This is a genomic window from Phenylobacterium sp. GW821-FHT12F10 (assembly GCF_058806695.1).
Window position 1 is genome coordinate 1,266,729 of the sequence record NZ_JBXAPY010000001.1, and the last position, 21,729, is coordinate 1,288,457.

Annotated in this window: 24 protein-coding genes; 16 read left to right on the forward strand and 8 right to left on the reverse strand. The window is 68.5% G+C overall.

The window, feature by feature from the left end; translation table 11 throughout:
- Window positions 1-177 precede the first annotated feature (177 nt).
- The 8 genes from AC1RN5_RS06340 to ssb all read left to right on the forward strand — a co-directional run bounded on the left by AC1RN5_RS06340 (window position 178) and on the right by ssb (window position 8,380).
- A complete protein-coding gene (locus AC1RN5_RS06340) occupies window positions 178-1,029 on the forward strand; it encodes a flagellin N-terminal helical domain-containing protein (RefSeq protein ID WP_493040408.1) in 852 nt (283 codons plus the stop codon).
- Window positions 1,030-1,340: 311 nt separating this feature from the next.
- Window positions 1,341-2,183, forward strand: a complete 843-nt coding sequence (locus AC1RN5_RS06345; protein ID WP_493040409.1) for a flagellin — start codon at window positions 1,341-1,343, stop codon at window positions 2,181-2,183.
- A gap of 122 nt (window positions 2,184-2,305) precedes the next feature.
- A complete protein-coding gene (locus AC1RN5_RS06350) occupies window positions 2,306-2,596 on the forward strand; it encodes a hypothetical protein (RefSeq protein WP_493040410.1) in 291 nt (96 codons plus the stop codon).
- Between the two features lie 183 nt (window positions 2,597-2,779).
- Window positions 2,780-3,607 (forward strand): flagellin, encoded by an 828-nt coding sequence (locus tag AC1RN5_RS06355; protein ID WP_421931912.1) that lies wholly within the window; start codon window positions 2,780-2,782, stop codon window positions 3,605-3,607.
- Between the two features lie 146 nt (window positions 3,608-3,753).
- Window positions 3,754-6,561 carry an NHL repeat-containing protein gene (locus AC1RN5_RS06360; RefSeq protein ID WP_493040411.1) on the forward strand — a complete coding sequence of 936 codons (2,808 nt, stop codon included), beginning with the start codon at window positions 3,754-3,756 and terminating at the stop codon, window positions 6,559-6,561.
- Between the two features lie 57 nt (window positions 6,562-6,618).
- On the forward strand, window positions 6,619-7,314 hold the full coding sequence (locus AC1RN5_RS06365; protein ID WP_493040412.1) for a hypothetical protein: 696 nt from the start codon (window positions 6,619-6,621) through the stop codon (window positions 7,312-7,314).
- A 48-nt stretch (window positions 7,315-7,362) separates the two neighbouring features.
- Complete coding sequence (locus AC1RN5_RS06370) at window positions 7,363-7,740, forward strand: hypothetical protein (RefSeq protein WP_493040413.1); 378 nt, start codon at window positions 7,363-7,365, stop codon at window positions 7,738-7,740.
- 154 nt (window positions 7,741-7,894) lie between these two features.
- Entirely contained in the window at window positions 7,895-8,380 is a 486-nt protein-coding gene (gene ssb, locus AC1RN5_RS06375; RefSeq protein ID WP_304699637.1) for a single-stranded DNA-binding protein, read from the forward strand.
- 21 nt (window positions 8,381-8,401) lie between these two features.
- On the opposite strand, the gene AC1RN5_RS06380 is transcribed toward ssb, so the two are convergent.
- The 6 genes from AC1RN5_RS06380 to AC1RN5_RS06405 form a co-directional block, all read right to left on the reverse strand.
- Complete coding sequence (locus AC1RN5_RS06380) at window positions 8,402-9,472, reverse strand: 2OG-Fe(II) oxygenase family protein (RefSeq protein ID WP_493040414.1); 1,071 nt, start codon at window positions 9,470-9,472, stop codon at window positions 8,402-8,404.
- A 73-nt stretch (window positions 9,473-9,545) separates the two neighbouring features.
- Window positions 9,546-9,926, reverse strand: coding sequence for a VOC family protein (locus AC1RN5_RS06385; protein ID WP_493040415.1), 381 nt, complete (start codon window positions 9,924-9,926; stop codon window positions 9,546-9,548).
- A gap of 141 nt (window positions 9,927-10,067) precedes the next feature.
- The gene (locus AC1RN5_RS06390) at window positions 10,068-10,397 is read right to left on the reverse strand and encodes a DUF8200 family protein (protein ID WP_493040416.1); all 330 of its coding nucleotides are present in this window, start codon (window positions 10,395-10,397) and stop codon (window positions 10,068-10,070) included.
- A gap of 68 nt (window positions 10,398-10,465) precedes the next feature.
- Window positions 10,466-10,966 carry an SRPBCC family protein gene (locus tag AC1RN5_RS06395; protein WP_493040417.1) on the reverse strand — a complete coding sequence of 167 codons (501 nt, stop codon included), beginning with the start codon at window positions 10,964-10,966 and terminating at the stop codon, window positions 10,466-10,468.
- Entirely contained in the window at window positions 10,950-11,303 is a 354-nt protein-coding gene (locus AC1RN5_RS06400; protein ID WP_493040418.1) for an ArsR/SmtB family transcription factor, read from the reverse strand. Before AC1RN5_RS06400 ends, AC1RN5_RS06395 begins: the two co-directional genes overlap by 17 nt.
- Before the next feature lie 117 nt (window positions 11,304-11,420).
- Window positions 11,421-11,948, reverse strand: coding sequence for a superoxide dismutase family protein (locus AC1RN5_RS06405; protein ID WP_493040419.1), 528 nt, complete (start codon window positions 11,946-11,948; stop codon window positions 11,421-11,423).
- 110 nt (window positions 11,949-12,058) lie between these two features.
- Between AC1RN5_RS06405 and gyrA the strand changes: the two genes are divergently transcribed.
- The 6 genes from gyrA (at window position 12,059) to AC1RN5_RS06435 (ending at window position 17,864) form a co-directional block, all read left to right on the forward strand.
- Window positions 12,059-14,839: a DNA gyrase subunit A gene (gene gyrA, locus AC1RN5_RS06410; protein ID WP_493040420.1), complete on the forward strand. Its 2,781-nt coding sequence runs from the start codon at window positions 12,059-12,061 to the stop codon at window positions 14,837-14,839.
- Window positions 14,840-14,903: 64 nt separating this feature from the next.
- Window positions 14,904-15,404 (forward strand): pantetheine-phosphate adenylyltransferase, encoded by a 501-nt coding sequence (gene coaD / locus AC1RN5_RS06415; protein ID WP_421931900.1) that lies wholly within the window; start codon window positions 14,904-14,906, stop codon window positions 15,402-15,404.
- A gap of 109 nt (window positions 15,405-15,513) precedes the next feature.
- Complete coding sequence (locus tag AC1RN5_RS06420; RefSeq protein WP_493040421.1) at window positions 15,514-16,386, forward strand: peptidylprolyl isomerase; 873 nt, start codon at window positions 15,514-15,516, stop codon at window positions 16,384-16,386.
- Window positions 16,386-16,847, forward strand: a complete 462-nt coding sequence (locus AC1RN5_RS06425) for a peptidylprolyl isomerase (RefSeq protein WP_493040422.1) — start codon at window positions 16,386-16,388, stop codon at window positions 16,845-16,847. The genes AC1RN5_RS06420 and AC1RN5_RS06425 overlap by 1 nt, the downstream gene beginning before the upstream one ends.
- Window positions 16,844-17,401, forward strand: coding sequence for an HD domain-containing protein (locus AC1RN5_RS06430; protein WP_493040423.1), 558 nt, complete (start codon window positions 16,844-16,846; stop codon window positions 17,399-17,401). The genes AC1RN5_RS06425 and AC1RN5_RS06430 overlap by 4 nt, the downstream gene beginning before the upstream one ends.
- A 10-nt stretch (window positions 17,402-17,411) precedes the next feature.
- Entirely contained in the window at window positions 17,412-17,864 is a 453-nt protein-coding gene (locus tag AC1RN5_RS06435; protein ID WP_493040424.1) for a hypothetical protein, read from the forward strand.
- On the opposite strand, the gene AC1RN5_RS06440 is transcribed toward AC1RN5_RS06435, so the two are convergent.
- The gene (locus AC1RN5_RS06440) at window positions 17,861-18,835 is read right to left on the reverse strand and encodes an endonuclease/exonuclease/phosphatase family protein (RefSeq protein ID WP_493040425.1); all 975 of its coding nucleotides are present in this window, start codon (window positions 18,833-18,835) and stop codon (window positions 17,861-17,863) included. The genes AC1RN5_RS06435 and AC1RN5_RS06440 overlap by 4 nt on opposite strands.
- Window positions 18,836-18,899: 64 nt before the next feature.
- Between AC1RN5_RS06440 and queA the strand changes: the two genes are divergently transcribed.
- Both queA and tgt read left to right on the forward strand, forming a co-directional pair.
- Window positions 18,900-19,979: a tRNA preQ1(34) S-adenosylmethionine ribosyltransferase-isomerase QueA gene (gene queA / locus AC1RN5_RS06445; protein ID WP_493040426.1), complete on the forward strand. Its 1,080-nt coding sequence runs from the start codon at window positions 18,900-18,902 to the stop codon at window positions 19,977-19,979.
- Window positions 19,976-21,088, forward strand: a complete 1,113-nt coding sequence (tgt, locus tag AC1RN5_RS06450; protein WP_493040427.1) for a tRNA guanosine(34) transglycosylase Tgt — start codon at window positions 19,976-19,978, stop codon at window positions 21,086-21,088. The genes queA and tgt overlap by 4 nt, the downstream gene beginning before the upstream one ends.
- Here the strand turns inward: tgt and AC1RN5_RS06455 are convergent.
- On the reverse strand, window positions 21,085-21,672 hold the full coding sequence (locus tag AC1RN5_RS06455) for a hypothetical protein (RefSeq protein ID WP_493040428.1): 588 nt from the start codon (window positions 21,670-21,672) through the stop codon (window positions 21,085-21,087). The genes tgt and AC1RN5_RS06455 overlap by 4 nt on opposite strands.
- Window positions 21,673-21,729: the final 57 nt, after the last annotated feature.

Here is a 21,729-nt window from a genome sequence, read left to right on the forward strand (position 1 = left end):
CGGGCATGCTTAACGCGGCGGCCCGGCCGCCCTTAGAAAACTCAATTAGAACAATAAGATAAAAAGTGAACGCGGCGTCGAAACTGGCCCGCGCCTTGCGAGGGTGGGGATAAGGCGAAGAACGCCCCGCAGGCAAAAGCCGCAAACTCTCTCCCGACCAGAATGGAAGGATCCCAAATGCCGTACAATTCGGTGAACACCAACGTGGGCGCGATGGTCGCGCTCCAAAACCTCAATGCGACCAACTCCGACCTGGCGATGGCTCAAAACCGCATCAACACTGGCAAGAAGGTGGCGAACGCCAAGGACAACGGCGCTGTCTGGGCGATCGCCCAGAACCAGCGTGCGGCGTCCGGCTCGTTGAACGCCGTCCGGGATTCACTGCAACGCAGTCAGTCCACGGTCGACGTCGCTATTGCTGGCGGTGAGACGGTTTCGGATCTTCTGCTGCAGATGAAGGAGAAGGCGCTGGCTGCGTCCGACTCGAGCTTGGATTCTGCCTCTCGCACGGCCCTGAACGAAGACTTCATGGCCCTGCGCGACCAGATCACCAAGGCGACGAAGAACGCATCGTTCAACGGCGTGAATATGTTGGACGGAAGTCAGGTCGGGGGTCCGGTGACGATCGCCGCCCTGGCCGATGAGTCTGGTCAATCCAAGCTCACGGTCATGGCGCAAGATATGTCGCTCGGCACGCCCGGCAGCGCGGTTTCAGTTCTGCCTACCGACTCGATCGGGACGCAGACGGCCGCCGCCGCCATGATCACGACGATCGGGGCATCCATCGCGAATGTCTCGACCGCCCTGTCGAAGCTGGGGACGGGCTCCAAGTCGCTCGCCAACCATCTGACCTTCATCAACAAGCTACAGGACTCGATCGACGCCGGGGTGGGTAACCTCGTCGACGCCGATCTGGCCAAGGAGAGCGCAAGGCTCACCTCGCTGCAGACGAAGCAGCAACTCGGTGTCCAAGCGCTGTCGATCGCCAACCAGATGCCGCAACAGATCATGTCCCTGTTCCGCAGCTAAGTTGGTCGCAGCGCCGGGCGGGCGCTCCCCCGAAAGGGGTGGCCCCGCCCGGCGAGCTCTTTGAACTGCTGGGCGCCGTTTGCCGTGTGAGGTCGGCAATTTCTGCCCAAGCGCCGTCAAGCTAGGCAAATCTTGCCGGGCGCGAACGTCCCTAACAAGGGTTTAATCTCACCATTTCAACATCTTATGGCGGGCCGATAGCCCGTGGGCGCACACCCTGGGGTGGCCCGGAACTTGCTCTTAACCACACGGGCAAAATGCCTGCGGTCAGCAAAATGCCGACCGGTGACCTGAGAACAAGGACACCTCTGATGCCGAATAGCGTCAATACCAACGTCGGGGCCATGGTCGCCCTGCAGAACCTGAACGCCACCAACGCCGACCTGATGACGGTTCAAAACCGCATCAACACCGGCAAGAAGATCGCTTCCGCCAAGGACAACGGCGCCATCTGGGCCATCGCCCAGAACCAGCGTGCGACCTCCGGCTCCCTGAACGCGGTCAAGGACTCCCTGCAACGCTCGCAATCGACCGTCGATGTCGCCATCGCCGGCGGTGAAGCCGTTTCCGATCTGCTCCTGCAGATGAAGGAAAAGACCCTCGCCGCTTCCGACTCCAGCCTCGACACCGCCTCGCGGACCGCCCTGAACGAAGACTTCATGGCCCTGCGCGACCAGATCGCCAAGTCGGTCTCCAACGCCACGTTCAACGGGGTGAACATGATCAGCTCGGGCGGCACCACCATCGCGGCTCTCGCCAATGACGACGGCTCCTCCAAGATCACGGTCCAGGCTCAGGACCTGTCGCTCGGCGGCACGATCATGGGCGGCGCCGGCGGCCTGACCTCGACCTCCTCCATCGGCACCCAGACCAGCGCCGGCAACATGATCGCCACCGTCGCCTCGGCCATCGGCAACGTCTCCACGGCGCTGTCCAAGCTGGGTACGGGCTCCAAGTCTCTGCAAGCCCACCTGACCTTCATCGGCAAGCTGCAGGACTCGATCGACGCCGGGGTGGGCAACCTCGTCGACGCCGACCTGGCCAAGGAAAGCGCGCGGCTCACCTCACTGCAGACCAAGCAGCAGCTGGGTGTCCAGGCGCTGTCGATCGCCAACAGTTCTTCTTCGGGTCTGCTCAGCCTCTTCCGAGGCTAGGCAGGCGCGCGAGGCGGAAACGCCTCGTCACCGGCCGGACCTGGCGGGGAGGGCGATTTCCTCCCCGCCGATTTCGGTCAAACAGGGACGTTCTCGGGCCTGGCCCGTCAACGAATGGAGAAATGGAAACCAAGGCAACAAAGTTGGCGGTCGTCGCCGACCCGAACATCAACCAGCAGGCGCCTCCTCCGCCCGCCCTCGAGACCGGACCGCTCTCGGTTCGCATCGCCGAAGGCTCGCAGGATCAGGCCGATCTCCGGCTGGTGATCGAGGAGCAGGCTGGGTCCTACGTCTACAAGACGGTGGACCGGCGCACGGGCGACATCGTGGCGCAGTATCCGCGGGAAGAGCTCCTGAAGATGCGCGACGAGGACGATTACACCGCCGGCACGGTTATCCGCGCCAAGATCTGACGAGCCCGTAAGGCTCGCAATCTGTTGATTTCACTGCCCCGGGAAACCGGCTGGCAGTCGCTCGCATATGGCCGTTAACCTTCTGGACACCATGATTCCATAGCTTCCAGCGCAGGAAGACCGGTCTCAACGACTCGCAGGCGAGGCGTTTGAAGGGGCCGGGCGCGCCAAGGAGGCCGAGTAGTGTCAATCAGCGTTCATACGAACAAGTCGGCGCTTGTCGCGCTGCAGAACCTGAACAAGACCAACGATGAGCTGAGCGAAGTCCAGAACCGTATCAATACGGGCCTGTCCATCGCGAACGCCAAGGACAACGCCTCCGTCTGGTCCATCGCCCAGGGCCAGCGCGCCGACATCGGCGCCCTCTCCGCGGTGAAGATGAGCCTCGACCGGGCCCAGTCGATCGCCGAAGTCTCCATGGCCGCCGGTGAATCCATCTCCGACCTGCTGGTGCAGCTCAAGGAGAAGGTGGTTTCCGCCCAGGACCCCTCCCTCGACATCAACTCCCGCACCGCCCTGGACGCCGACTTCAAGTCGATCCTGCGGCAGATCGCCCAGGTCGGCCAGAACGCCTCCTTCGACGGCGCCGACATCCTGGACGGCACCACCACCTCGATCCGCTTCCTCGCCAACGCCGACGCCAACGCCTACATCACCCTCTCGGGCCAGGACATGAGCCTGGGCGGCCTGATCATCACCCTGGCCTCGACGGCGTCGATCACCACGGTGACCAACGCCCAGCAGGCCCTGACCGACCTCGACACTTCGATCGCCAACGTCAACCAGGCCCTCGGCGGCCTCGGCGCCCAGGCCAAACAGATCGAGAACCACAACAAGTTCGTCTCCAAGCTGACCGACGTGCTGCAGGCCGGGATCGGCAACCTGGTGGACGCCGACGTCGCCAAGGAGAGCGCCCACCTGCAGGCCCTCCAGGTGCAGCAGCAGCTCGGCGCCCAGGCCCTGTCGATCGCCAACCAGGCGCCCCAGATCATCCTGTCGCTGTTCAAGTAATTGAACCCCGCGCCACAGTCCGGGCGTCCTGAGGCTCGAGCCGTTCCGGCTCGGGCCTTTCGCGTCTTAACGCTGCGGCTTAACGTCCCGTCATCCCTCGCCGTGGCAAGGTCGGCTGGCGGAACCCTGTCCGCGGACGGCGGATCATGACGATCACCTTCGACACCAGCATCCTGGTCAACTACTACGCGGCGCGCTCCGGCGCGGCGTCGGGTACGACCACGACCGCGTCAGGGACCAGCACCGCCAAGAAGTACGCCCCCAGCGCGCCTTGGCTGCCCGGGGCGAAGACCGCCTCCAACACCCCGGCCCTGATGACCACGGCGGTCAAGAACGCCATGCTGGGCCGCAAGCTGATCGACGAGAACGCCGCCCAGCTCGACCTGGCCGGCGCCAGCTCCGACTACAAGAAGCTGTTCGCGCTCTATCAGGGCCTCGACACCCTGGCCGGCGTCGTGGACCAGATCGGCGGCAAGGGTCTGACCAGCGTCGACAAGGACCGGATCAAGTCGGTGTTCGGCAAGGGACTGGCCGAGGTCACCGCCTATACCGACCAGTTGGAGATGGACCAGATCCGCCTGACCCGGGCCCAGGTGACCGACAAGGCCAAGTCCAAGGTGGGCGTGACCAAGGCCAAGACCGACTACACCACGCCGCCGCTGGTCTCCGGCGACGTCGCCGCCCCGGTGGACGCCTTCCAGGGCGACGTGAAGTTCAACATCTCGATCAAGCGCGTCGGGGTGACGCACGACATCACCATCGACCTGGCGGACATGGGCGGCACGCCGCGGAACATGTCCAACGTGATGGCCTACATCAACACCCAGCTCAGCGATTCCGGGGTCGGCACGCGGGTGTCCTCCCTGCGCATCCCCGGCGGCGACCGCACCGTCCAGGTGGGCGGCAAGCCGGTGAAGGTGGGGGTCAATCCCGACCAGTGGGCGATGAAGTTCAACGTCGATTCCGGCGACACCCTGACCTTCTCGGCGCCGAAGACCGAACCGGCCATCTACCTGGCCCAGAGCGTCGGCAACCCCGACCCGGACGGCAAGGCCTCGACCAAGGACGGGGTGGTGCTGAGCCAGCTGCTCAAGGTGCAGACCGACACCATCGACGTGACGCCGCCGCCCCAGGCGCTCGGCGACGCCAACTATATCGACGGCCGGGTCTGGGCCAAGGACATGGAAAAGACGGTCGGGACCGTCCACGCCACCCAGATAGCCCCCGACGGCTCGGTCTATGTGCTCGCCGACGTGACCGGCAAGACCAGCGGCCAGGAGATCAAGGGCGATCAGGACGTCGCCCTGCTGAAGTACGACTCCGCCGGCAAGTTGCTGTTCACCCGCACCCTGGGCGCCTCGGCCAACGCCAGCGGCCTGGCCCTGGCGGTCTCCGCCGACGGCAAGGTCGCCGTCGCCGGCAAGGTCACCGGGGGCCTGAGCGGCGCCACGGAGGGGGCGCTGAATTCCGGGGCGACCGGCAGCTTCGCCACCAGTTCCGACAGCTTCGTCACGGTCTTGAACACCGAGGGCGAGGAGCTCTGGACCGAGCGCCGCGGCGCGCGCCAGAACGACGAGGCCAGCCAGATCGCCTTCGGCGCCGACGGGTCGGTCTATGTCGCCGGCCGCGCCCAGTCGAGCCTGCCGGGAACCACCGCCCTGGGCGGCTGGGACAGCTATATCGAGGGCTTCAAGGCCGACGCCGCCGGCAAGGTGTCCACCCTGTTCACCCAGACCGTGGGCTCGGCCGGGTCGGACCGCCCGGGCGGCCTGGTGGTGGACGGCTCGACCCTGTACCTGGCCAACAACGAGGACGGCCACGCCGTCCTTCACCGCTTCGACCTCTCCGGCGGAACCCCCGCCGAAACCGCCGCCCGCGACCTGGGCGACCTGGCCGGCGGCGAGATCGCGGGCCTGGCCCTGGACGGCGGCCAACTGGTCATAGCCGGCTCGACGCGCAACGATTCCATGGCCGCCGGCGCCGTCACCCGCGGCTACAGCGGCGGGACCGACGGCTTCGCCGCCCGCGTCGCGGCCGATCTCGGCCCCAACGCCGCCGACCGGATGGCCTATTACGGCGGCGCCGGCGACGACCGGGTCTCCGGCCTGGCCATGTCCGAGGGCCGCATCTATCTCACCGGCCAGGCCGGGACCGACCTGCCGGGCCAGGATCCGGTGGCCAAGAAGGACGGCTTCCTGGCCGAGCTGGACGTCAACAGCGGCGCGGTGGGCTTCTCCCGGCGCTTCAGCGGCAAGGACGGCTACGCCACCCCCACCGCCATCGCCATCGACTCCTCCGGGGCCAGCGCCCTGGATCGCCTGGGCCTGCCCAAGGGCACGCTGGACCTGACCGATTCCCCGCAGCTCACCGCGGTCAGTTCGGTGCGGGCCGGCGATCAGTTCCAGGTGCGCACCGGCGAGGCCGGGGCCTTCAAGACCATCACCATGGACGCCAACGACACCCTGGAGACCCTGGTCACCAAGCTGAAGCGCGGCCTGAACTACCAGGCCAAGGTCGAGATCGTGACCTCGGGCGGGATCCGGTCGATCCAGGTCAAGCCGCTCAACGAACGCACCATCCTGGAGTTCTCGGCCGGCAAGACCGGCAAGGACGCCCTGGACCTGCTGGGGATTCCCGAGGGCGTGGTGCGCGCCACCGTCACCGGCAAGGACGGCAAGACCACCCCGGCGGACGGGAAGGGGGCCTTCTATGGCCTGGGGCTGGAGAAGGATCTCAACCTCGACGACGCCGACGGCGTCTCCCACGCCAAGGCCGCCCTGGCCGCGGCCTTGGGGGTGATCCGCAGCGCCTACAAGGACCTCAAGGAGGCGGCCACGCCGCTGAGCCAGCGGGCCTCGGAGAAGGCCAAGGCCAGCGGTCCCGTCCCGGCCTACCTCACCAGCCAGATCGCCAACTACCAGGCTGCCCTCAACCGCTTGAACGGCGGGAGCTGACGGCGCTTCCGATCACGAACGCTTGAAACCGTCACACGCGCGGTCTAGCGAGGGGGCATGGATATCTTCAACGACCGGCGGATTGTTCTCGCCCTGATCGGCGGGGCGCTCGCCCTCCTGGCTGGCCTCGGCATCGCCATCGGCATGGTCTCCAAGACCCGCAGCGACAAGACCTCCGCCCCGCCGGCCTCCCAGGGCGGCCTGGTGGTGGAGACGACCTCCACCGATGACGGCGGCATCGACCCCGCCCGCCCGCTGCGGTGCTTCGTCGCCGGCCAGTATGTCGGCGAGGTCACCTTGGCCGAGTGCGCCAAGAAGAACGGCGTGGCCACCGGCGCCCTGGATGTCGGCGTCGATTCCAGCGGCAATCTGGCCGCCGCCGACCAGGCCGGCACCGTCCTGACCCCTCTGCCGCCGGTCCAGACCGAGCCCGTCGTCGCCCAGGCCCCCGCCATGCCCGCGCCGCCGACCGCCAGCGCCCCGGCCACCCCCGCCGCCGGCGGCCCCGTCGGCGCCTGCTGGCGCTATTCCGGCGCCGCCTGGTCCAAGCTGCCCTCGGAGATGCCGCTCGGCGCCTGCGTCCAGGCCCTGTTCGCCGGCCACTGCGAACGGCCCGGCGGCGCCACCTATGGCCGCTGGATGACCCAGACCCTGCGTCTGGTCCCCGGCAAGGTCGAGGTCTCCGGCGACAACCGTAGCTTCCGCACCCTGGTGGACCAGGGCCCCGGCTGCGCCATCCCGTCGATCGGCTGAGGACAAAGGCCACTCGCGCGCCGCAATCGGGCTGTGTAGTCTGACGCCATGGTTCGCAATCTCCTCCTGCTCGGCGCCGCCCTGATCGCCCTCGGCGCCTGCGCCAAACGCACCGTCCCGCCCGGGGACGTGGGCGTCTGCTACGTGGTCCAGTTCCAGAAGGACGGGACGCTGAAGTACAACAAGCTGGTGAGCGGGCTTTCGGACCTCGAGCATTGCGCCGCCTCCTTGGAGGCCATGCGCATCAAGTTCCTGCGCATGGGCGGTAGCCAGTACGAGATCACCGGCGCCTATCAGGGCAACTTCATCTTCCTGCAGAAGGAGGGGGTGCTGACCGCGCCCTCCCTGGAGGCCCACCGCTATGTGGCCCTGGTCCGCACCGGCGACGGGCGTCTCGCCGTCCCCGGGGCCATGCCGCGGCAGTAGCGCGCGACCCTACGCCACGGGCAATCGCCTGTGGACGGCGGTCGCCGAACGCGAACGTAACGAGAACATTAAGATTGATCGTCCGGGCCGGCTCGTCTAGCGTGCCGCCCATGGACCGACGGTCCGCATCTACGGAAAAGACAGGAACAGCGACATGGCGGGCAGCGTCAACAAGGTCATTCTGGTCGGCAATCTGGGCGCCGACCCCGAAATTCGCAGCCTCGGCTCGGGCGATCGCGTCGCCAATCTGCGCATCGCCACGTCGGAGACCTGGCGCGACAAGAGCTCGGGCGAGCGCAAGGAAAAGACCGAGTGGCACCGGGTGGTGATCTTCAACGAGAACCTCGTGAAGGTGGCCGAGAACTATCTGAAGAAGGGCTCGAAGGTCTATATCGAGGGCTCGATCCAGACCCGCAAATGGACCGACCAGTCGGGCGTTGAGAAGTTCTCCACCGAGATCGTCCTGCAGAAGTTCCGTGGTGAGCTGACCATGCTGGACGGCCGCGGCGACGCCGAGCGCGACGAAGGCGGCGGCTACGGCGCCTCCGACCGCGGCGGCTTCTCCTCCGGCCCCCGCGCCCAGAGTTCGGCTCCCCGCGAGGACTTCTCCGCCGACCTGGACGACGAGATCCCCTTCTAGGAGCTTAGGTCGCGGCCCGCCTCAGGGTTCGGTCGGCCGGGCGGGGTCGGGGTCCGCCAGGCTGCCGAGGTTCGCCAGTCGAATCTCGGCGGCCTCGGCGTCGTAGAGGAAGGGCAGGAAGGCGTAGCGGCGGCCCTTGGTCACCGGCGTCGCCTCGTGCAGCAGGGCGCAGGAGAACACCACCGCCCCGCCGGTCGGCGGCCGGTAGGTCTTGGTCCCGAATTCCGCGAAACTCAGGTCCCCGCCCTCGAACTCCTCGGCGTTGAGGTTGATCGAGCAGGCGAACCGCCGGTGGGCGGTGGCTGGAGTGGTGTCGTCGCGGTGCGGCTTGAAATAGCCCCCGTCCTCGGCGCTGTAGCAGGCCACCAGATAGCGCTCGATATGGGTGACCTTGAACTGGAACGCCTTGCGGATCTGCGGCAGCAGGCGGTGGGTCAGGGCCAGCCGGGTCTCGCGCGCCAGGTCGGGGTCGCTGATCATGGTGTCGCGGCGCTTCTTGTAGCCGTCGAGCATGCCCACCGTCTTGCCGCCGATCTCCCGCATCACCCCCGAGGGCGTGCCGCCGTCGGCCTCGTAATGGGCGATCAGCCGCCGGCAGAGGTCGGGCTCGAAGATCCGCGGGGCGATCAGCACCGGGGCGTGCAACGGCGTCCCGGCGTGGTCCTCCGGAGCCGGCAGCGTGCGCACCAGCTCGAACAGACGCTCGGGCCTGTCGATGTCCGCGATCGCCAGGACGCACTCGGCCGGGTCCAGCAGCACCCAGCGGGGCCGGGCCTGGCCCTCGTCGTCCAGGGCCTCGAACAGGCGGCTCACCGCCCCGTCGCGGTCCAGGAACCAGCGCAGCCCCACCTGGTCGCGGGCCAGGGCGATCGCGCCTTCGTCGCGCAGCACGCCATAGGCCGAGAGGCGGACATCGTCGAACAGGTCGCGGTACGCCACCAGCTGGGCCAGGGCCTGGCGGCGGCCCGCCTCGTCGGTGGGCAGGAAGCCCAGCAGGATGTAGCGGCCCCCGAACGCGGCCGAGGTGTAACGCGGATTGCTGGTCGTCGGGCAGACGAACCGCGGCGCGAGCGCGCCCATAACCATAGCCATCCCTGAGGTTTGATCCCCTGGCCGGCCGGTGGCAAGGCGTCTCGCGCCCGTCGCGACGGGGGCGACCCGCGCCCTATCGGGCTGGCGGCTCGAACAACTCGATCGGGTTGCCCGAAGGATCCTCGATGAGGATCTGCTTGCCGCCGTTGCCCTGCACGATCTCGTTGCGGAAGCGGCCCCCCGCCGCCTTCAGTCTCTCGACCTCCGCCTCCAGGTTCCCCACCGCCAGTTGAATGCGGTTCCAGCCGCCGGGTGCGGGGGCGTCGCCATTGGGCATGCTCTGGCCCGCGCCTCCGGCGCCGGGGCGGTTCAGCAGCATCCGCAGCGGCCCACGGCTGAGCATGGCGAAGCCCGGCCCCGCCTGCATGTCGACGGTGAACCCCAGCAGATCGCGATAGAAGGCGACCGCCGCGTCCATGTCGGCGACGAAGTAACGCACGCTCACGGTATCCATCGAAGTCTCCGTTCGGCTTGCGGCCCGGCGAGTCTTGCGCGCCCGACCTGGAAGGAAAAAGCGGGCCGTCGATTCCCGTCGGTCTTCGACGGCCCAGTCACACAGAAGCTCGGCGAATGAGCTGCTGGGAGAGGGGTGGCCCTACGGCTTGGCGAGGGCGTCGGCGGCTTTGGCGGCGGCCGTTCTGTTGCAGTCGGCGAGCTTGTCCTCGTCCAGGGCCTTGCGGCCGCTGAAGGCGACGATCACCCCCACCTTGGCGGCGACGGCCTTGCAGGCGCCGAAGGTCTCGGCGGTCGGCGCCAGGGCGATGCAGGTGTCGCCTTCGCAGTTGAACAGGGCGCCACCGGCGATGAACTTGGTCTTCGCCGCCACGGGCGCGGCGAGCTTGGCGGTGATCGGGTCGGCGGCCATGGCCTGGCCGGCGGGAAGGATGACGAGGGCGGCGCAGGCCGCCAGGATCTGGAGCTTCATGGAGCCCTCCGGCTTGTGGGAGACAACGGGTCGGCCCGGCGCGAACGCCCCGACCCTGGGATCGGCGATCATCGGACGCCGCCCTGGGCCAGGGCCTCGGCATAGGCCTGCTCGTGGTCGAACAGCAGGCTCCAGGCGACGAGGTGGTTGTCGCGCCGTTCGAGATTGGCGAAGGGGGCCTGGTGGAAGGTCTGCACCGTCATGCCGTTGCGTTCGGCCAGGGTGACGGTGACCAGGCTCTCCGCTCCGCCGGCGGGACCGGAGTCCCAGGCGAAGCTGAAGACGATCTTCCGGTCGCGTTCGATCTCGCGATAGACGCCGCCCTGCCACTGTTCGCCGAACTGGGCCGAGATGATGCAACCGCGCCAGGCGCCGCCCTCGCGGAACTCGTGGGTGAAATGGGAGCAGATGACCGCCTTCGGCCCCCACCAGCGGGCGCGGTGCACGGGGTCTTCCCAGAGGCGGAAGATCAGGCCGACGGGCGCCGCGAAGGCGCGGACGATGAACAGCTCGTCGTCGGGCAGGGCGGCGCCGTGCGCCGGGCGGCCGATCTCAGTGCTTGCGTCCATGGGGCTTTCCTTTGGTGAGTTCGGCCAGGTAGGCGTCCATCTTGTCGAAGCTGCCATCCCAGAAGCGGCGGTAGTGTTCCAGCCAGCTGGCGATGTCCTTCAAAGGCCCCGCCTCCAGCCGGGCGGGCCGCCACTGGGCCTCCCGGCCCCGCGAGATCAGGCCCGCCGCCTCCAGGACCTTCAGGTGCCGCGACACCGCCGGCAGGCTGATGTCGAAGGGCTCGGCGAGTTCCCCCACCGTGGCCTCGCCCTCGGCCAACCGCGCCAGTATCGCCCGGCGGGTGGGGTCGGCCAGGGCCGAGAGCGTCGCGCTCAGGGGGTCGGTCGCCAGCTGCATTTAACGACTCCGTTAAATAACCTATTCGTTAAATAGTGCCGACTTCGGGGGCCGTCAAGCCCGCGCGGGGAGGGACCTCGCGGCGGCCGGTCGGGCCGGGCCGCGAGGTTTGTCGGTCTAACCCTTCGGAATCGTCGCGCAGGCGATGCGCGGCCCCGCCCCGCCGATGGGCTGGGCCATGTGGTCGTCGGGATTGGCGTGGATCACAAGGGCCGAGCCGTCGGCGTCCATCAGGTCGGGCTTGGCCCCGCCGCCCCCCAGGGTGACATAGGTGGAGAACAGTTCGGCGGTTCCGCTCCCGTCGGCGGCCACATAGAGGTTGGGCAGGTCGCCGGCCTCGTTGCCGTCGGGGTTCAGCAGGCCGTGGACCACGCTGGCCTGGCCATGGACGTGGGCGCCGGCCGAGGTGAAGCCGGCCGCCGAGCAGTCGCCTTTCTCGTGGAAGTGCAGGCCGTGCCAGCCGGGCGTCAGGCCCTTGACCTCCAGCTTCAGAAGCACGCCGTTGGGAGCGGCGGTGAGGGTCGCGACGCCGGCGGAGCCGCCGGTGGAATTCTTCAAATCGATCCGAAGGTTGGCCGGCGGTGTGGCGGCGAGCGCCGCGGTCGCGGTCACGCTGGCGATCAGGCCAAGCAGGGCATATCTCATGGCGGCTCCTAAGGCGTTTCCCGGGCTCACGAAGGTTGGCCTCGGGGGTCCTGGGATGTTAACAACTGAACTCTGATTTCCAGTCCGATTCCAACGGCGAAAAATTCCCCTTGAGCGACGACAGCACCATCCCTCCGGACGACGGCCGGCGCGGGGGCATCGCCCCTATCGCCATCGAGGACGAACTCAAGAAGTCCTACCTCGACTACGCCATGAGCGTCATCGTCAGCCGCGCCCTTCCGGACGTGCGCGACGGCCTGAAACCGGTGCACCGCCGCATCCTGTTCTCGATGAGCGAGCAGGGCCATACCCCTGACCGCTCCTATGTGAAGTCGGCCCGCGTCGTCGGCGACGTGATGGGTAAGTATCACCCGCACGGCGACCTCGCGATCTATGACACCCTGGTGCGCCTGGCCCAGCCGTTCTCCATGAGCCAGTTGCTGATCGATGGTCAGGGCAACTTCGGCTCGGTGGACAACGACCCGCCGGCGGCCATGCGCTACACCGAGTGCCGCCTGACCAAGGCGGCCATGGCCATCCTGGCCGACCTCGACAAGGACACGGTCGACTTCAAGGACAACTACGACGGCTCCGAGCATGAGCCCGTGGTCCTGCCGTCGCGCATCCCCAACCTGCTGGTGAACGGCGCGGGCGGCATCGCCGTCGGCATGGCCACCAACATCCCGCCTCATAACCTGGGCGAGATCGTCGACGCCTGCCTGGCCTATGTCGACAATCCCGAGATCGGGACCGACGAACTGCTGGACATCGTTCCGGGCCCCGACTTCCCCACCGGCGGCGAGATCATCGGCCGCACCGGCGCGCGCACCGCCCTGATGACCGGGCGCGGCTCGGTGATCATGCGCGGCAAGGCCGCCATCGAAGAGGTCCGCAAGGACCGCGAAGCCATCATCATCACCGCCATCCCCTATCAGGTGAACAAGGCCTCCCTGGTGGAGCGCATCGCCGAACTGGTGCGGGAAAAGCGCGTCGAGGGCGTCGCCGACCTGCGCGACGAGAGCGACCGCCAGGGCATGCGCGTCGTCGTCGAGCTGAAGCGCGACGCCTCGGCCGACGTGGTGCTGAACCAGCTCTACCGCTTCACCCCGCTGCAAAGCAGCTTCGGGGTCAACATGCTGGCCCTGAACCGCGGGCGTCCGCAGCAGATGGGCCTGCGCGAGATGATTGTGGCCTTCATCGACTTCCGCGAGGAGGTCGTGGTCCGCCGCGAGAAGTTCGAACTCTCCAAGGCCCGCGACCGCGGCCACGTCTTGGTGGGCCTGGCCATCGCCGTGGCCAATATCGACGAGTTCATCCACATCATCCGCTCGTCCAAGGACCCGGCCGAGGCGCGCGAGCGCATCGTGGCCAAGGGCTGGCCGGCGGGCGACATGATGCCCCTGGTCGAGCTGATCGCCGACCCGCGCACGGTCCTGGAAGAGGGCGGCCTGATCCGCCTGACCGAGGAGCAGGCCCGCGCCATCCTGGCCCTGACCCTGTCGCGCCTCACCGGCCTTGGCCGTGACGAGATCTTCGGCGAGGCCGAGACCCTGGCCGGCGCCATCCAGGGCCACCTCAGCCTGCTGTCGTCGCGCGACAACATCATGGCGGTGGTCCGCGAGGAGCTGGTGGCGGTCCGCGCCGCCTTCGCCGTGCCGCGCCGCACCGAGATCGTCGACGGCGACGCCGACGTCGAGGACGAGGACCTGATCGCCCGCGAGGACATGGTCATCACCGTGACCCACGGCGGCTACGTGAAGCGCACCCCGCTGGTGACCTACCGGACCCAGCATCGCGGCGGCAAGGGCCGCTCGGGCATGTCCACCAAGGACGAGGATGCGGTCACCCGCGTCTTCTCGGCCAACACCCACACCCCGATGCTGTTCTTCTCCTCGGGCGGCAAGGTCTACCAGCTCAAGGTCTGGCGTCTGCCGGTGGGCACCCCCACCTCGCGCGGCAAGGCCTTCGTGAACCTCCTGCCCATCGAGCCGGGGGAGAGCATCACCTCGATCCTGCCCCTGCCCGAGGACGAGGCCACCTGGGATCAGTACGACGTCATGTTCGCCACCCGCTCCGGCGGCGTGCGGCGAAACAAGCTGTCGGACTTCGTCGGCATCAAGCGCAACGGCAAGATCGCCATGAAGCTGGACGAGGGCGACTCCATCATCGGCGTCGGCGTCTGCAACGCTCAGGCCAATGACGTCCTGCTCACCACCGCGCTCGGCCGCTGCATCCGCTTCGCCGTGGAGGAGGTCCGGGTCTTCGCCGGCCGCGAATCCACCGGCGTGCGCGGCATCCGCCTGGCCGAGGGCGACAGCGTCATCTCCATGGCCATCCTGCGCTCGGTGGACGCCACCCCGGCCGAACGCGCGGCCTATGTGAAGCACGCCAACGCCATGCGTCGCGCCGTCTCGGGCGAGGGCGAGGACATCGAGGACGCCGCGGCGCCCGAGGACGACGACGAGGCCGGCGAGGAAGCCGCCCTGTCGGGCGACCGTATCGCCGAACTGGGGGCGGCCGAGGAGTTCATCCTCACCGTCTCCACCGAGGGCTACGGCAAGCGCAGCTCGGCCTACGAGTTCCGTCGCACCGGCCGGGGCGGGCAGGGGCTGCTGGCCCAGGACCTCACCAAGAAGGGCAAGGGCGGACGTCTGGCCGCCTCCTTCCCGGTGGAGGAGTTCGACGAGATTCTGCTGGTCACCGACCAGGGGCAGCTCATCCGCACCCCGGTCGCCCAGGTCCGCGTCATCAGCCGCAACACCTCCGGCGTCACCATCTTCCGCACCGCCCAGGACGAGCACGTCGTCTCGGTGGAACGCCTGGCCGACCAGGGCGGCGGCGAGGATGAAGCGCCCGAGGCGATGGTCGAAGGCGCCCCCGACGAAACTTAGGGCTTGCCTTCAAGGGCTTGCCCGGCCAAAGCCGAACCTAAGAACAGTTGGGGGATACAGGCGAATGGTCACCCGCGTCGGGATCTATCCGGGCACCTTCGACCCGATCCACAACGGCCACACCGATATCATCGGGCGGGCCGTGAAGCTGGTGGACAAGCTGGTGATCGGCGTGGCGATCAACGCCGGCAAGGGGCCGCTGTTCACCCTCGACGAGCGGGTCGCCATTCTCCGCGACCTGGCCGCGGGCCTGCCCAAGGATATCGAGATCGTGGTCCAGCCCTATGAGGGCCTGCTGATCCACTTCGCCCGCGAGATGGGGGCGAGCGTCATCGTCCGGGGCCTGCGGGCCGTGGCCGACTTCGAATACGAATTCCAGATGACCGCCATGAACCAGCAGCTCGATCGCGACATCGAGACCGTGTTCCTGATGGCCGACCCCCGCCACCAGGCGGTGTCCTCAAAGCTGGTGAAGGAGATCGCCATCCTCGGCGGCGAGGTCGGCAAGTTCGTCAGCCCCGGGGTCAAGGACGCCCTGCTGGCCAAGGTCGCGGCCGCGAAGTAGTCCGATCTTCGACCTCACTCGCGACCCCCTTCAGATCCCCACGGGGCGCCCGAACTTGCCTGCGGGCGGGGGGTGGCGGTCTTCGCCGCGCGCCGCTAGGAGAGAGACCATGATCCGCACCCTCCTGATCTCCACCGCCGTCCTGGCGCTCGCCGGCTCCGCGCTCGCCGCGCCCAAGGCCAAGGCTCCGGCCGCGCCCGTCGTCCCCCCGGCGCCCGGCGCGCCCACCGCCGCCGACTGGCGCACCCCCGATCCCGAGAACGTCCTGGTGATCGACACCACCAAGGGCCGCATCCTGGTGGAGCTGTCCCCCGAGGTCGCTCCCAACCACGTGGTCCGGGTCAAGGAGCTGACCCGCACGGGCCTCTATGACGGCCGCCTGTTCTTCCGGGTGATCGACGCCTTCATGGCCCAGACCGGCGACCCCAAGGACACCGGCGAGGGCAATTCCGACAAGCCGGACCTGGACGCCGAGTTCACCTTCCGCCGGGGACCCCAGACGCCCTTCGTCCAGGTCGCCGACCAGACCGTGGCCGAGATCGGCTTCATCGGCGCCCTGCCGGTCATGACCCAGAGCTCGATGCTCATGCCCATGACCAAGGACGGCAAGATTTCGGGATGGGGCCTCTACTGCCCCGGCGTCGCCGGCATGGCCCGCGGCGAGAGCGAGGCCAGCGCCAACAGCCAGTTCTTCCTGATGCGCCAGGCCTATCCGTCCCTGGAGAAGCGCTACACCGCCTTCGGCCGGGTGATCTCGGGCCTGGACGTGGTTCGCGCCATCAAGGTGGGCGAACCCGTGGTCGATCCCGATAAGATGTTGAAGGTCCGCGTGATGGCGGATATTCCGGCCGCCGAACGCCCCAAGGTCCGGGTGATCGACCCCAACAGCGCCTGGTTCAAGGCCGAGGTCGCCAATGTGCGCGGCGCGATGGGCGCCGATTTCACGGCCTGCGCAATCAAGATTCCCTCAGAGGTGAAGTAATGGACGCCGAAAATACCCTGATCATGACGCTGGAAAGCGGCCCGGTGACGATCAAGCTTCGCCCGGACCTGGCGCCTGGCCACGTCGAGCGGATCAAGGAACTGGCCCGCGAGGGCTTCTATGACGGCGTGGTCTTCCACCGCGTGATCCCGGGCTTCATGGCCCAGGGCGGCGACCCCACCGGCACCGGCACCAGCGGCTCTGACAAGCCGAACCTGACCGCCGAGTTCTCCAAGGAACCCCACGTCCGCGGCGTCTGCTCCATGGCCCGCACCAACAACCCGAACTCGGCCAACAGCCAGTTCTTCATCTGCTTCGACGACGCCAAGTTCCTGGACGGCCAATACACCGTCTGGGGCGAAGTGACCGAGGGCATGGATCTGGTGGACGGCCTGCCCAAGGGTGAGCCGCCGCGCAATCCGGGCAAGATCGTCTCCATGAAGGTCGCGGCCGACGCGTGACCCCCGAGCTGGAAGCGGCCTACGCCGAACCGCATAGGCGCTACCATACGCGGACCCATATCGAGCAGTGCCTGGCGCTGCTCGACCAGGTTCCCGACCTGATGGACTCCGAGCGCCAGGTGCTGACCTACGCCATCTGGTGGCACGACGCGGTCTACGATCCCACGGCCTCGGACAACGAGGCCAAGAGCGCGGAGATGGCCAAGCGCGATCTCCGCGACCTCGATGTCTCCCTGCACGCCCGCGAGGAGGTGGCCCGGCTGATCCGCCTCACCGCCGGCCACGTGGTGGAGGAAGAGGACCGGCTGGGGGAGATCCTGGTCTCCATCGACCTGGCTATCCTGGCGGCCGCGCCGCTGGACTACGACGCCTATGCCCGCGCCGTACGCGAGGAGTACGCCCACGTTCCCGACGACGCCTGGCGCGCCGGTCGGGCCAAGGTGATGCAACACTTCCTCGACGCCCCGGTTATCTATCCCGACCCGGCCTTCCGCGCGCTTTTCGAGGACGTGGCGCGGGCCAATATCGCCCGGGAGATCGCCTCCCTGGCTTGAGGGAGCCGGCATGGCCGCCAAGCTGAAGGTCTTCGTCACCTCCGACGGCCTGGCCGACTATGTCGTCGCCGCCAGCTCACGCCCCAAGGCGCTCGCCGCCTGGGGCTCGCACCAGGACCTGTTCGCCAACGGCTCGGCCCACGAGACCGACGATCCCGAACTGATGAAGGCCGCGCTCGCCCAGCCGGGGGAGGTGCTGCGCCGGCCGGCCAGGAGCCACGTCCTGCCGGCGGCGCTCCCCAAGGTGGTCAAGCCGAAGGGCCCGTCCAAGGCGGCCTTGCGGAAGGTCGAGGAAGCCGAACAGGCGCTGGCGGCCGTCGAACCCGACCATCGGGCGGCGGTCGCGCAGATCGCCGCACAACGGGCCGCCCTTGACGCCCGCGAGGCCGAGGAATCCGAACGCTACGAGGCCGCGCGCCGCGACGCCGAGCAGGCCCTGGCCAAGGCCCGCCGGGCCCTCTAGGGGGCCCGCGCCAGGGTGACGATCACCGGATAGTGGTCCGAGCCCAGCCGCGGCCCACGCTTGACGCTCACCGTCCGCCAGGCCTTGCCGGCATAGACCTGATCGATGGGCAGGAAGGGGAAGGGGACCTTCACCCGCTCATGGGAAACCTCTCCGGCGGGCCAGGAGAACAGGGCCCGCGTCCGCCGCTCCAGGCCGAACATGGCGTCCTCGCGCCGGCGCGAGAAGGACCAGGGGGTGGAGTTGAAGTCCCCGGCCAGGATCATGGCGTCCTTGGGATACTGGTCGAGGATCCAGGCCAGGCGCTGACCCTGTTGCTGCTGCAGGGAGCCCTTGGTGGGCCAGGTGTAGTGGGTGCCGAGCACGGTGAAGTCGCCCGACGCGCTGCGATAGGCGCCCCGCGCGATCGGCGGCCGCGGCAGACCGTGGGGCGTATCGACGACCCCGCTGTCGATGGCCGGCAGCTTGCTGAAGATCATCACCTGGCACTTGCCGCAGACCACGTGATAGGCGCGCCGCTGCAGAATGGCGTCGCGGATGGCCGGGGAGGCCTCCTCGATCACCACCACATCGGGGTCCTGGTCGACGATCCACTTGGCGGTGTCGGAGAGGTCGGTGTTGCGGCCCCAGACATTGAACTGGATCAGCTTCAATTGATGGGCCGCGTCGGCCGGGGCGCGCGGGCTCATGGGCCGCACGTACTCGGGCAGGACAAGCGATCCGGCGGCGACGATCCCCACCCCGCCGAGGGTCAGGAAGATGGTCCGCAGCGGCCTCGGCGCCAGCAGGAAGGCGTAGGCCACCACCACCAGGGCGCCGGCCAGCCAGAACGGCGCGAAGTGCGTCAGGATGTCCGCGCGCGCCGAAATGCGCCCCCCCTGGGCGATCAGGGCGGCGACCGCGCAGGCCAGGCCCTGGGCGAACATCAGGCCGGCGACCAGCCCGGAAATCGCGACTCGGAGGAATCCCATGCCTCGCCTCTAGCATGGTCTGGCGCTTGACGCGTGACGGCGCGCATGGCCTTCACGCCCCCACATGCAACTCGCCGATTTCGACTTCCATCTGCCCGACGACCACATCGCCCTGCGGCCGGCCAGCCCGCGGGATTCCGCCCGCCTGCTCCTGGTGGCGCCGGGCCGGCCTCTCGCCGACCTGACCGTGGCCGACCTGCCCGACCAGCTCCGCGCCGGCGACGCCCTGGTGCTGAACGACACCCGCGTGATCCCCGCGCGTCTGAAGGGGACCCGCTATCGCGGCGAGAACCTGCAGGCCTGCGAGGCCACCCTGCACCGCCGCCTATCCCCCAGCCGCTGGACCGCCTTCATGAAGCCGGGCAAGCGCCTGGCGGTCGGCGACCGGGTGGCCTTCGGCGAGACCAATGACCGGGCTTGCCTGCTGGGGCATCTCGACGCCACCATCACGGAGAAGGGGGAGGGCGGCGAGCTGACCCTGTCCTTCGACCTGATGGGCCCCGATCTGGACGCCGCCATCGCCGAGCGCGGGGCCATGCCCCTGCCACCCTACATCGCCGCCAAGCGGGCGGAGGACGAGCAGGACCGCGCCGACTACCAGACCATCTACGCCAGGGACGACGGCTCGGTCGCCGCCCCCACGGCCGGCCTGCACTTCACGCCGGAGCTGATGGCGCGGCTGAAGGCCAAGGGAGTCGGCGTCGCCTTCGTCACCCTGCACGTGGGCGCGGGCACCTTCCTGCCGGTGAAGACCGACGACCTGGCCGATCACAGGATGCACGCCGAGTACGGTGAAGTGGCTCAGGAAACCGCCGACGCCCTCAACGCCGCCAAGGCGGCCGGCGGCCGCGTCGTCTGCGTCGGCACCACCTCCCTGCGCCTGCTGGAGAGCGCCACGGGAGAGGACGGGATCGTCCGTCCGTTCGCCGCGGAGACCTCCATCTTCATCACCCCCGGCTACCGGTTCCGGGTCGTCGACGGCCTGATGACCAACTTCCACCTGCCCAAGTCGACCCTGTTCATGCTGGTCTGCGCCTTCGCCGGCTACGAGACCATGCGCGCGGCCTACGCCCACGCCATCGCCACGGGCTACCGGTTCTATTCCTATGGCGACGCCAGCCTGCTCTGGAGGGCGAACCCTTGAGCGCCTTCCCCTTCGAGATCACCGCCACCGAGGGCAAGGCTCGCACCGGGGTGCTGAAGACCGCCCGCGGCGACATCCGCACGCCCGCCTTCATGCCGGTGGGCACGGCGGCCACCGTCAAGGCGCTGACCGTCGACCAGGTGGCGTCGACGGGCGCCGACATCATCCTGGGCAACACCTATCACCTGATGCTGCGCCCGGGCGCCGAGCGGGTCTCGCGCCTGGGCGGCCTGCACAACTTCATGCGCTGGGACAGGCCGATCCTCACCGACTCGGGGGGCTTCCAGGTGATGAGCCTGTCGAAGATCGCCAAGGTCACCGAGCAGTCGGTGGCCTTCCAGAGCCATATCGACGGCTCCAAGCATGTCCTGACCCCCGAGCGCTCCATCGAGATCCAGGCCGACCTGCTGGGTTCCGACATCGTGATGCAGTTGGATGAGTGCGTCGCCTGGCCGGCGGAGGAGAACCGGGCGCGGGAGGCCATGCTGCTGTCGGCCCGCTGGGGCCAGCGTTCCAAGGCCGCCTTCGGCGAGCGCGACCGCCAGGCCCTGTTCGGCATCCAGCAGGGCTCGACCTTCGAGCATCTACGCCGGGAGTCCGCCGAGCGCCTGATCGAGACCGGCTTCGACGGCTACGCCCTGGGCGGCCTGGCGGTGGGGGAGGGGCACGAGGCCATGTGCGAGGTGCTGGACTATGCGCCCGCGATGCTGCCCGCCGCCCGGCCGCGCTATCTGATGGGGGTGGGCAAGCCCATCGACCTGGTGGAGGCCGTGGCGCGCGGTGTGGACATGTTCGACTGCGTCCTGCCCACCCGCTCTGGCCGACACGGCCAGGCCTGGACCTGGGAAGGCGCCGTCAACCTGAAGAACGCCCGTTTCGCCGAGGACGACACACCCCTGGACGAGACCAGCGCCTGCCCGGCCTCCAGCCACTATTCCAAGGCCTATCTGCACCACCTAGTGAAGTCCGAGGAGATCCTCGGCCAGGTCCTGCTCTCCTGGCACAACATCGCCTTCTTCCAGGCCCTGACGGCGGCCATGCGCGACGCCATTGCCGAGGGACGGTTCGAGACGTTCCGGCGAGACTTCAAGAGCCGTTTGTCCAGCTAGCGGATCGGGAAGCGGGGCTTCAAGGTCTCGCTCATCGGCGGCTCACGCTCGACCCGGGTGTGGGAGGGCGTCGCGGGAGGCTTGCAGCCGCGGGATTCCCCCAGGCCCTTCAGGTAGGCTCGTCGCACAGCGCCGGCGTTGATCGCCGCTGTCACCAGGCCGTCGTGGCGCTCGGCGCCGGAGAGCTTTCGCACCCAGCCCCGGAAGGGGATCAGCCCCGAGGCCGCGCCGGCCACCGCCCCCAGCGCCGCGCCGCGCCCGCGCACCATCAGGTCGTCCTCGTCCTCCACCGGCTCGTCGAGGTCCGCGCCCAGGGCGCCGTTCAACGGCAGGATCATGCCGGTGATCCGCGCGCAGTTGGTGGGGACCGGCAGGGCGTAGGGATCGGCCATGGCGTCCAGCAGCACCTGGGGAATCTTGGTTCGCAGGACATTGACGTCCCGCAGCGGCGAGGCGACCGCGCCCTGCACGCTCTCGCGGCTGGCCGCCGAGCTGGTCTGGATCTCCGGCGAGCCGTCGGCGGGCGCGGTGGTGCAGGCCGCCAGCAGGGCCAGGAGGGAAAGCGGGAAGAGGGCTGCTCGCATCCGTAAATAGTAGAGCTTGGCGGTTCGCCGTGGAAGGCCCGCGCGAGCGCGGAGGGT

Bases quoted from the DNA above. Each gene is read 5' to 3' on its own strand.
- AC1RN5_RS06340 (WP_493040408.1), top strand. From the start codon at position 178: ATGCCGTACAATTCGGTGAACACCAACGTGGGCGCGATGGTCGCGCTC.
- AC1RN5_RS06345 (WP_493040409.1), top strand. From the start codon at position 1,341: ATGCCGAATAGCGTCAATACCAACGTCGGGGCCATGGTCGCCCTGCAG.
- AC1RN5_RS06350 (WP_493040410.1), top strand. From the start codon at position 2,306: ATGGAAACCAAGGCAACAAAGTTGGCGGTCGTCGCCGACCCGAACATC.
- AC1RN5_RS06360 (WP_493040411.1), top strand. From the start codon at position 3,754: ATGACGATCACCTTCGACACCAGCATCCTGGTCAACTACTACGCGGCG.
- AC1RN5_RS06365 (WP_493040412.1), top strand. From the start codon at position 6,619: ATGGATATCTTCAACGACCGGCGGATTGTTCTCGCCCTGATCGGCGGG.
- AC1RN5_RS06370 (WP_493040413.1), top strand. From the start codon at position 7,363: ATGGTTCGCAATCTCCTCCTGCTCGGCGCCGCCCTGATCGCCCTCGGC.
- ssb (WP_304699637.1), top strand. From the start codon at position 7,895: ATGGCGGGCAGCGTCAACAAGGTCATTCTGGTCGGCAATCTGGGCGCC.
- AC1RN5_RS06380 (WP_493040414.1), bottom strand. From the start codon at position 9,472: ATGGCTATGGTTATGGGCGCGCTCGCGCCGCGGTTCGTCTGCCCGACG.
- AC1RN5_RS06385 (WP_493040415.1), bottom strand. From the start codon at position 9,926: ATGGATACCGTGAGCGTGCGTTACTTCGTCGCCGACATGGACGCGGCG.
- AC1RN5_RS06390 (WP_493040416.1), bottom strand. From the start codon at position 10,397: ATGAAGCTCCAGATCCTGGCGGCCTGCGCCGCCCTCGTCATCCTTCCC.
- AC1RN5_RS06395 (WP_493040417.1), bottom strand. From the start codon at position 10,966: ATGGACGCAAGCACTGAGATCGGCCGCCCGGCGCACGGCGCCGCCCTG.
- AC1RN5_RS06400 (WP_493040418.1), bottom strand. From the start codon at position 11,303: ATGCAGCTGGCGACCGACCCCCTGAGCGCGACGCTCTCGGCCCTGGCC.
- AC1RN5_RS06405 (WP_493040419.1), bottom strand. From the start codon at position 11,948: ATGAGATATGCCCTGCTTGGCCTGATCGCCAGCGTGACCGCGACCGCG.
- coaD (WP_421931900.1), top strand. From the start codon at position 14,904: ATGGTCACCCGCGTCGGGATCTATCCGGGCACCTTCGACCCGATCCAC.
- AC1RN5_RS06420 (WP_493040421.1), top strand. From the start codon at position 15,514: ATGATCCGCACCCTCCTGATCTCCACCGCCGTCCTGGCGCTCGCCGGC.
- AC1RN5_RS06425 (WP_493040422.1), top strand. From the start codon at position 16,386: ATGGACGCCGAAAATACCCTGATCATGACGCTGGAAAGCGGCCCGGTG.
- AC1RN5_RS06435 (WP_493040424.1), top strand. From the start codon at position 17,412: ATGGCCGCCAAGCTGAAGGTCTTCGTCACCTCCGACGGCCTGGCCGAC.
- AC1RN5_RS06440 (WP_493040425.1), bottom strand. From the start codon at position 18,835: ATGGGATTCCTCCGAGTCGCGATTTCCGGGCTGGTCGCCGGCCTGATG.
- queA (WP_493040426.1), top strand. From the start codon at position 18,900: ATGCAACTCGCCGATTTCGACTTCCATCTGCCCGACGACCACATCGCC.
- AC1RN5_RS06455 (WP_493040428.1), bottom strand. From the start codon at position 21,672: ATGCGAGCAGCCCTCTTCCCGCTTTCCCTCCTGGCCCTGCTGGCGGCC.